Genomic DNA, 8,489 nt, shown 5'->3' with positions numbered 1-8,489 from the left:
TTCGCGACGGTGGACTTCCCGGTGCCGGACGGTCCGTCGAGTGCCACCACGCCGCGCAACTGACCCTGGCCCACCACAGCTCCCTCCGAGACGCCCACGGTGGTCATTGTGCCTGGTGCGGACGCTCACACCGCAGGCGGGACGGGTCAGGTCAGCCCGAGCGCCTCAGCTCGCGCGAAGATTGCCGCCGCCTCCCGGGCCATGCTCGCGTTGCTCAAGCACTCGTCGCACCACCTGATCGCTTGAAGCACGCCCTCGCGAGTCGCCAGGTACAACGTGTCTCCGATGAACAACGTAGACCGCACACCGCCAGGAACGTCGCGAACAGTCCTGGCCGGAGCAAGGGCATCAGTTGGTTGCATCACCAGCGAGCCGTCCGCGTAACCGATGACGAACCCGCGGCCGGATGGGCTGAACGAACCGGACAGCGCCGCGAGTGAGATCGAGGCGAACCGGTTCTCACTGGGTGGACCGACCATGTTGGTGTTCCACTCCCATTCGCCGTCCACCGGCCGCCCGATCAGGTTGCACCCGATCTGAGCAGCACCGTTGCCGATCGCGGCGATCCGGTCTTCGGCGGGCGACACCAGAACAGCGTTCGCGCTCACTCCGCACTCGTTGACGTGCAGAACGCGAGATACATCGGAATCCTTATCACTCCAGAACACCTCGCCGTTCGTACCCCCGATGACGACGGTTCCACGTCCCGTGATCGTCGCCGCCCTGGCACCCCGTTCGGCCACACGGATCGCACGTTTCACGGACCCGTCCGCCAGCGACACGACCTGCACATCCTTGCCGTCGCACGGGATGACAGCGAAATCCGCGTTGAGAGACAACACCCCTGCCGGCGGCCCACAGTTCTCGGGAAGCCCGAAACGCTGCGCAACACCGTCCCTCAGCCTGACCAGCCAGTTGGCATTCAAGCCGAGCAGCACAGCTTTCGAGCCGTTGCCCCCTGCGGCGATCACGGTGTCTTCGTCGATCTTCAGCTGCCGAAGAGTTCGGCCGTCGTCGAGAGACACCTGTCTGAGTTCGCCGTGCCGTTCTACGAGCCAGGCGCGTTTCGCCTCGACGTCCGGGAGAACGGCCTGGAACCACTTCCCCGGTTCGTTGACCAACAGCCGACCGGTCGTCCACCTCCAGGACACGACCTCCATACCGGCGACTGCCCACAGCCGGGTGCTGTCCGCCGACCACGCCAGGTCGCTCACCGCGGCGGGAGCACCGACCATTCGCCGTCGCACGACGCCCGCTTCGACATCTACAACCGATGTCAGCGCCCCGCCTCCGACCGCCAGCCAACGACCATCCGGGGAAAATCCGAACACCGGTGTCGCATCCGGCACCTGCACCTTGCGGTAGAGCGCGCCTCGCCGACGCACGCTGACGACATCACCCTCCAATGCGACCTCATAAGGCATCGGGGCCAGGGCGCCCGTTCCATCGTGTGGCACGGCCTTTCTCTCGTTGACCGCTCCAGCAGCACGAGCCCAGAGATGCCGCTGCTGGTCCTCGACCACCACCTCGTCGCCGATCGGCTTGGTCGCGAACCGGAGCACCACCGCGCCGACGCGGAACGCGTCGTCCGGTACAGGCTTGCCCAGCACCTGCTCGATCAGCTCCGCCTGGAACGCCGACTCGGTGTCGCCCAAGCCACCGGCCGTGCGCAAGCCCGCGTACGGATCGGCTTCGAGCTCCGCTTTCGCAGTCACGATGTGCTGAAACCCGACCGCCAAGTCCAGATTCTGCTTCTCCACCTTGGCCTGAACGGGAAACAGGAGGGCACCGAACAACGCGGCGATCATCGTGATCGTCACGCCAACGGCCAACGTGGTCCAGCGTCTCGCAGCACGACGTGCGCTCGCACCAAGGTATGCCCGCTCCACCGGGCCAGCCGCAGCCGCGCACGCGGCTGCTCTGGCTCGTTGCGTTTTCGATGCCAGCAGTCGCGAAGGCCGCCCGGCGCCATGCCATGTGCGCGCCTGAGCATGCAACTCCCTCAGAAGGTAGGAATCAGCGGGAACGGTGCGCAGCGTCCCGATCGCGCGTTCGACCGCGTCGACGCGGCTACCTCCGACCGGCACGGTCACCCGAGGCTTTCCCAGTTCGGCGGCCACCTCGCTCTCGACTGCGCACGGTCCGGACAAGTGCCATTTCGGGGAATCACAGACCATGAACACCGCAGCGTCCTCGATCGCTTCGGTGACCTCGTCGAGCCACGGCACGCTCAAGGGGATATCGCGGAGGTCCAGCCAGGTGCGCATACCTCGTTCCTCCAAGACGGCCCGCAGATCGGTCACCCAGTCGACATCTATGCGGCTGTAGGAGATGAAAATGTGGTGCACGACGACTCACTTCCGTTCCGGTTCAGGCACCTGGCCGCACACACGTGCATTCAACGCCTCACGGGTCTCTTGGTCGACGTTCAGCAGCTGCGACTCGTGCCAGCAGCCCTGTTGCCGGGAGCGGAAGAGGTCGAGAAGACCTCTGTCGTCGATGTCTCGCGGAACAGGCAAGAGCGCTCCGGAGGGCATCCGCCACATCGAACTGTGATGAGGGCCGGTGCAGGTGACCGCATTTCCGTCGAGAGTGACCGCGATGTCCCACACCTTCGGTGTTTCCCTGCACACGACGCCGAGATCCCTGCCGGACGGCAACTCGACGACACGTGGCCGCTGGGCCTCACCACCGAATACGACTCGCCCGTCGCGGGCTCCTCGGATCAGGCTGGTGCGGTCGATCACCGCGATACCCGTCGGTGCCGGTGGAGCCCCGGACGTGAGATGCCAGATCTGGTGATCCCCACCTGCGACGTACGCACTCACTTCGTCCGGTACGACTCCACCTGCCACGACTACCGGCTCCGGCACGCTGCCGCTGGCGAGCACCGCCCCCGTTTCACCGTCCACGAGCGCGAAGTCGCCTTCCGCACGACGCACGAGCGCCCGGACCGAGCCGTCGTCAGTGGCCTGCATGTCGATCAGGGACTGGTACTTGCCGATTTCCCGCACGAGCCCCCCAGGCTCAAGGACGACCATGTACATGCGGATGTTCTTGTCCACGATCACCGCATGCCGTCCGTCCAGCACAGCCATTCGCTTCGGCACCGGCGTGGCGGGCCCCTGCCGCACGGAGTGATCGCCCAGGTTCACCACACGCAGCCCGCCCTCGCCGCCCGCGACCAAATCGGCCTCACCTCTGACCGGCTCGAGTAACGTGAACACCCCTGGCAGATCAACCCGCCAGGTGTAGGCGCCGGTCTTCACGTCGGTTCCGAACAAAACCGCGTTCTGACCGTGGTTCGACAACGCGACGGCATCCCGATTCCCGGTCAGGGGCAACACGGTCTCGACCGAGTAACCGGGCCCGAGATAGGGACCACCGAGTGACCACTCGGCGGTGAGACTTTGGCGCAATGTCGCTCTGGCGAGGTCACGCTGCTCATCAGTGCCGTTGAGCAGCAGGTCGGCGGACAATAGCGCCGACCACTCCGGAAACTCACGCGAAACCGTCCCGTCACCGGACGTGACAAGAGAATTGCGGTTGCTGCGTCCCAAGCTCTGCAAGTTCGGAATCAGGATGGCGGATATCAGACCAACCACCGCGAGAACGGCGGCACCGACAGTCCGTCGGCGTCTTCTTGTCCTGGCAGCTATCAAGCACGAGACGCGCGAAACGGCCAGGAAATCGTCGAGCAGGTGCACGTCGTCTCGTCCGCCGAGGCTCTGGCGGAGGTCGTCGAGCACTTCCGCGTATTCCAAGACCTGTAGGCGTTCAGTGAGGAGCAAGGCGGAGTTCCGACGGCTCAGGTGCCAGTTGCGAGCGTCCTGACGCAGTTGGCGCAACATCCGCCACATTTCCTGGTTGGTGGACACTGCGACCAGGATCGCCGCCAACGAAGCAAGGCGGTTTTCGGCGTGCCAGAACACCCAGTTGATGGCACTGACCTGTTCAGGAATGCTGGCGTCACGGAGATCGTCGACCTTCACCGGAACCAGGTGCTTTCCCGTCGCCTCGGGGTGATCAGCCCAGATCTCGCCCAGGCCTGGTGCCACCACCACGACACACACCTCTGCATCTGAGGCACCGGTACGCACTTCGAACCCGTTACCCCTCAGGAACCCGGAGATGTCCTGCACGACGGGCTCGTACCCCGCAGGCGCGATGATTCCGGCGACGGTAGGCGTTGTCACGCCGCCTTCGTCGCCGAAGCGAACGTGGTCGTTAGCCCTCGAACGGAGCAATAGGGCTGACGAATGTATCGATCGGTGGAATCCGCAACAGCCGTGACCTGCACGAGCCGATCAGGTGTGCGCATCACCGATACACACGGAGGGCTTCAGTGACCACCATCGAACAGCACGACGCCGTCGAGGCGTTGTTGCACAGCACGCTGGCCGCCCACAAGTCGATGTTCCTCGCCACGGCGGGTGCGGACGGCTCGTGGGTCAGCGGCGTCTACTTCGCCGAGGACGGGCCGCACTCGCTCGTGCTCGTGCTGGAGGAGCGCGGGCGGACGCTCAAGGCGATCCAGGAGAACCCCGAGGTGGCGCTGGTCGTGTCCACCGGGTCGCCGATGGAGCCGTTCCTGCAGGCGCGCGGTACGGCCGTGGTCGTCGACGGGGCCGAGGACGAGGCCGTGCGCCGGCACCTCGTGGCCAAGGTGCCCGAGGCCGCGCCGTTCCTGGCCACGCCGATCCGCGCGGTCAGGGTCTCGGTGCCGCGGTGGCGCGTCACGGACATCCCCAACGGGTGGCTGCCCGGCAAGGAGTTCTGAGGGTGTGCGGCGCTCAGTGGTTCAGGTCGGTCCTGAGCGCCGCCGCACCGCGCAGGTACACGTGCTTCACCGACGAGCGGGGCAGGTCCGTCTCCACGTGCGCCAGCAGGCGGATCACGCGGGGCAGGGCGCCGGGTACGGCGATCTCGGTCGCGGACAGCAGCGGCACGTCGGACAGGCCCGCCTGGCGCGCGGCGTAGGCGGGGAACTCCGACACGAGGTCCGGTGTCGCGGTGAGGACGACGCTGATCAGGTCGTCCGTCGTCAGGGCGTTGCGGGCCATGACCTCCCGCACCAGCTCGGCCGTGGCCTCCAGCAGCAGGTCCCGCGAGTCCGCGTCGATCTGCGTGGCTCCCCTGATCGCTCGCACCGCCATGGAACCGACCCTAGCGCGTCCTCAGTGGACGTCGCCGACGACGATGTTGGGGTACGTGACGGTGAGGCCGAGCAGGTTCACGACGTAGGCCGCCCATCCCCCGCCGACCAGCACGAGCCGCCGTTCGTGCAGCGCGGCCGCGGTCTCGATGAGCACGTGCAGGCCGCTCGAGCCGATGAACGTCAGGTCGGTGAAGTCGACCACCACGTCCCCCCGGCCGTCGCCGGACCTGCAGGCCATCTCCAGCTCCGCGCGCAGCAGGTCGCTGGTGTTCAGGTCGACCTCGCCGACGAGCGCCAGGGACGCGCCCCGACGACGCACCTCCAGCGGGTTCGTCTCTCGTTCCATCGCGGGTGCCTCACGGGTCGGGTGCGCGTTCAGCGGGCGCTGGTTCCGGTGAGTGCATCGGCAGCCCCGGCCGCCGGCTCGATCACCGGAACGGCTACAACCGGCACGTCCGCGCCACCCCGGCTCCCCGTCCTGGGGCGAAGTTCCAGGACGAAGAGGGCGCGCACGGACCCCAGTCTCGCGACGCGGGCGCGTCCTCACCAGGGCCGAACGAATCCAGCCACCTGGGCCGTTAGATCGGCGAGCAGCAGCCCGCTGCGCGGTTTCGGGGTGAAGTAGGTGCTCTTGCGCGGCATCTTGGTGCCGGCCAGCACCTCCCGCAGCGGCACCGGCGCGATGAGCAGCACGGCCTCGGCGTCCACCGATGGGTCGACGACGGGCCGCACGAACGGGCTCTCCGGGTCCAGCCCCAAGGCGGTGTGCAGCAGCAACGACTCCACCACGGCGTGGTCGACCCCCTGCCCGGCGGGCAGTTCGACGCGCAGCACCTCGTCGGGGCACCGCACGACGACCACGCCCGGTTCCGGGTCGACGACGTGCGGCAGCGACGTCACCGCGAGCCCGGCCCGGCGCCAGGCCGCCACCAGGTCGGACGCGCGCAGGCCGGTGCCGGTGAGGGCGCGGTGGAACGGCCCGACCCGCAGACCGGGACCGGACGTGATGAGCGCCAGCAGCCCGGACAGGCCGGACGACCGCGCCGCCGCGACCCGGTGGTTGCCGTCCGCGACGAGCAACGGGTGCGCGCCCGCCGCGTCGAGGAACGCGTCCTGGAGCTCTCCCAGGCCGACCAGCCACAGCCAGTGCCGCCGCCCGCCCGAGTCCACGACGGACGCGGCCGGCTCGCCGGTCATGCCGAGCACGAGCGGCGTGAGCGCGTCGTGCGGGGTGACGGGCACGAGCATCGCCGCGCTGGTCGCGATGCCCAGCGAGGCGAGGACCCGGCCGCGTTCGGCGACGACGTCCGGGTAGACGTCCTCGGTGTGGGAGATCGCGTCCGGGTCGACCAGGCACAGCAGCCCGCACGCCGTGCCGTCCGGGCCGTCCACGCGGTAGGGCGCGACGACGTCCGCGACCTCCCGGTACGACCGCCTGATCAGCGCGGACAGCTCGGCGCGGGCGTGCGGCAGGGCGTCGAGCAGCCCGGTGCCGGCGGCGAGGGCGGCCGGGGTGCGGTGGGGGTGCTGCACGGCCAGCAACGTGCCGTGCGGGGCTCTGGCGAGCGCCCCGACCACCTGGGCGGGTTCGGCGAACTCGTCGACGTCGGGGCCGGGCACGCGGTCGCGCACCACCCAGCCGCGTCGCACCGGGCGTACTGGCGGAAACATCCCCGTATCATGATCTGCGTGAACGTAGAGATCACGCCCCTGCCGGGAATCGGCACGCGCCAGGACTTCATGATCCGCGCCGGACGCCGCGTCGGCGTGATCACCTACCGGGACGGCAAGTTCGAGCTCATCGTCTCGAAGGCGAACGACCCCGACTCGTGCTCCGCCTCGATACCGCTGTCCCCGGAGGAGGCGAACACGCTCGCGGGCCTGCTCGGCGCGCCGCAGCTCGTCGCCCACCTGCGCGAGGAGCACCGCGACATCGAGGGCATCACGACCCGCCAGCTGCCGGTCACGGCGTTCGCGAACCGCACGCTCGGGGAGACGGCCCTGCGCACGAGGACCAGTGTGTCCATCGTCGCCGTGGTGCGCGCGGGCAACGCCCACCCGTCGCCCGGCCCGGACTTCCTGTTCGAGAACGGCGACCTCGCGGTCGTCGTCGGCACCGCGGAGGGCCTCGACGCCGCCGCCGAGATCCTCCACGGCGGGTAAGCACAGTGCACGAGACGACCATCGCCATCATCCAGCTCGGCGCGGTGTTCTTCGGTCTGGGACTTCTCGGCCGCGTCGCTCGGAGGATGGGCATCTCGCCGATCCCTCTCTACCTCGTCGGCGGTCTCTGCTTCGGCGTGGGCGGGTTCGTCCCGCTGCACGGCATCGACGAGTTCACGCACCTCGCCAGCGAGATCGGCGTCGTCCTCCTCCTCTTGCTCCTCGGCCTCGAGTACTCGGCGGCCGAGCTCACCACCGGCCTGAAGCGCTCGTGGATGGCCGGTGTGCTCGACCTGGTCCTGAACGCCGCGCCGGGCGCGATCGCCGCGTTGCTGCTGGGCTGGGGCACCGTCGGCGCGCTCGCGATGGCGGGCGTCACCTACATCTCGTCGTCCGGCATCGTCGCGAAGGTCCTCGGCGACCTGGGCCGGCTGGGCAACCGCGAGACGCCGGTCGTGTTGTCCGTCCTCGTCTTCGAGGACCTGGCGATGGCCGTGTACCTGCCGGTGCTCACGGCCGTGCTGTCGGGGGTGAGCTTCCTCGGCGGCCTCACGTCGGTCGGCATCTCGCTGCTCGCGATCACGGTGGTCCTCGTGGTGGCGTTGCGGTACGGGCGGTTCATCTCGGCCATTGTGGACAGTCCGGACCACGAGGTGTTCCTGCTGAAGCTGCTCGGCTCGGCGTTGCTCGTCGCCGGGGTCGCCTCGCAGCTGCAGGTGTCGGCGGCGGTCGGCGCGTTCCTGCTCGGCATCGCGATCTCCGGATCGACGGCGGAGAACGCGACGCGGCTGCTGGAACCGCTGCGCGACCTGTTCGCCGCGATGTTCTTCGTCGTCTTCGGCCTCAACACCGACCCGCGCACGATTCCACCCGTTCTGGGAATCGCGGTGGCGCTGGCGGTCGTCACGACCGCCACGAAGATCGTGACCGGCTGGTGGGCGGCGCGGCGGCAGGGCATCGGCAAGATGGGACGCATGCGCGCCGGTGTGGCGCTCGTGGCGCGTGGGGAGTTCTCCATCGTCATCGCCGGTCTGGCCGTGGCGTCTGGTCAGGTGGACGGCGAGCTGGCCGCCCTGGCGACCGCGTACGTGCTGCTGATGGCGATCCTCGGGCCCATCGCGGCCAAGTACGTTGAGCCAATCGGTGAATTCTTTCAACGGAGAAGGCA

8 protein-coding genes are annotated in these 8,489 nt (G+C 68.4%); 3 read left to right on the top strand and 5 right to left on the bottom strand.

The annotated features are described in order from the left end of the window. Nucleotides 1-146 precede the first annotated feature (146 nt). Together VF330_RS19240 and VF330_RS19235 are read right to left on the bottom strand one after the other, a co-directional pair. Entirely contained in the window at nt 147-2,348 is a 2,202-nt protein-coding gene (locus VF330_RS19240; RefSeq protein ID WP_330853013.1) for a TIR domain-containing protein, read from the bottom strand. 6 nt (nt 2,349-2,354) lie between these two features. Then, nucleotides 2,355-4,142, bottom strand: coding sequence for a hypothetical protein (locus tag VF330_RS19235; RefSeq protein WP_330853012.1), 1,788 nt, complete (start codon nt 4,140-4,142; stop codon nt 2,355-2,357). A gap of 203 nt (nt 4,143-4,345) precedes the next feature. Between VF330_RS19235 and VF330_RS19230 the strand changes: the two genes are divergently transcribed. After that, nucleotides 4,346-4,780: a pyridoxamine 5'-phosphate oxidase family protein gene (locus VF330_RS19230; protein ID WP_330853011.1), complete on the top strand. Its 435-nt coding sequence runs from the start codon at nt 4,346-4,348 to the stop codon at nt 4,778-4,780. Between the two features lie 13 nt (nt 4,781-4,793). On the opposite strand, the gene aroH is transcribed toward VF330_RS19230, so the two are convergent. The 3 genes from aroH to VF330_RS19215 all read right to left on the bottom strand — a co-directional run bounded on the left by aroH (nt 4,794) and on the right by VF330_RS19215 (nt 6,829). Further along, complete coding sequence (gene aroH / locus VF330_RS19225; protein WP_330853010.1) at nt 4,794-5,156, bottom strand: chorismate mutase; 363 nt, start codon at nt 5,154-5,156, stop codon at nt 4,794-4,796. Nucleotides 5,157-5,177: 21 nt separating this feature from the next. Then, nucleotides 5,178-5,504 carry an STAS domain-containing protein gene (locus VF330_RS19220; RefSeq protein WP_330853009.1) on the bottom strand — a complete coding sequence of 109 codons (327 nt, stop codon included), beginning with the start codon at nt 5,502-5,504 and terminating at the stop codon, nt 5,178-5,180. Nucleotides 5,505-5,701: 197 nt separating this feature from the next. Continuing rightward, entirely contained in the window at nt 5,702-6,829 is a 1,128-nt protein-coding gene (locus VF330_RS19215; RefSeq protein WP_330853008.1) for a DUF1015 family protein, read from the bottom strand. Nucleotides 6,830-6,847: 18 nt separating this feature from the next. On the opposite strand from VF330_RS19215, the gene VF330_RS19210 reads away from it, so the two are divergent. Beyond that, a complete protein-coding gene (locus VF330_RS19210; RefSeq protein WP_330853007.1) occupies nt 6,848-7,321 on the top strand; it encodes a cation:proton antiporter regulatory subunit in 474 nt (157 codons plus the stop codon). Between the two features lie 5 nt (nt 7,322-7,326). Beyond that, a partial coding sequence (locus VF330_RS19205) for a cation:proton antiporter (protein WP_330853006.1) occupies nt 7,327-8,489 on the top strand: 1,163 nt, incomplete at its 3' end.

Origin of the sequence: Lentzea sp., assembly GCF_036380075.1 — a bacterium.
GTDB lineage: Bacteria > Actinomycetota > Actinomycetes > Mycobacteriales > Pseudonocardiaceae > Lentzea.
This window is presented reverse-complemented; position numbering and strand designations above follow the sequence as displayed.

Bases quoted from the DNA above. Each gene is read 5' to 3' on its own strand.
- aroH (WP_330853010.1), bottom strand. From the start codon at position 5,156: ATGGCGGTGCGAGCGATCAGGGGAGCCACGCAGATCGACGCGGACTCG.
- VF330_RS19220 (WP_330853009.1), bottom strand. From the start codon at position 5,504: ATGGAACGAGAGACGAACCCGCTGGAGGTGCGTCGTCGGGGCGCGTCC.
- VF330_RS19215 (WP_330853008.1), bottom strand. From the start codon at position 6,829: ATGTTTCCGCCAGTACGCCCGGTGCGACGCGGCTGGGTGGTGCGCGAC.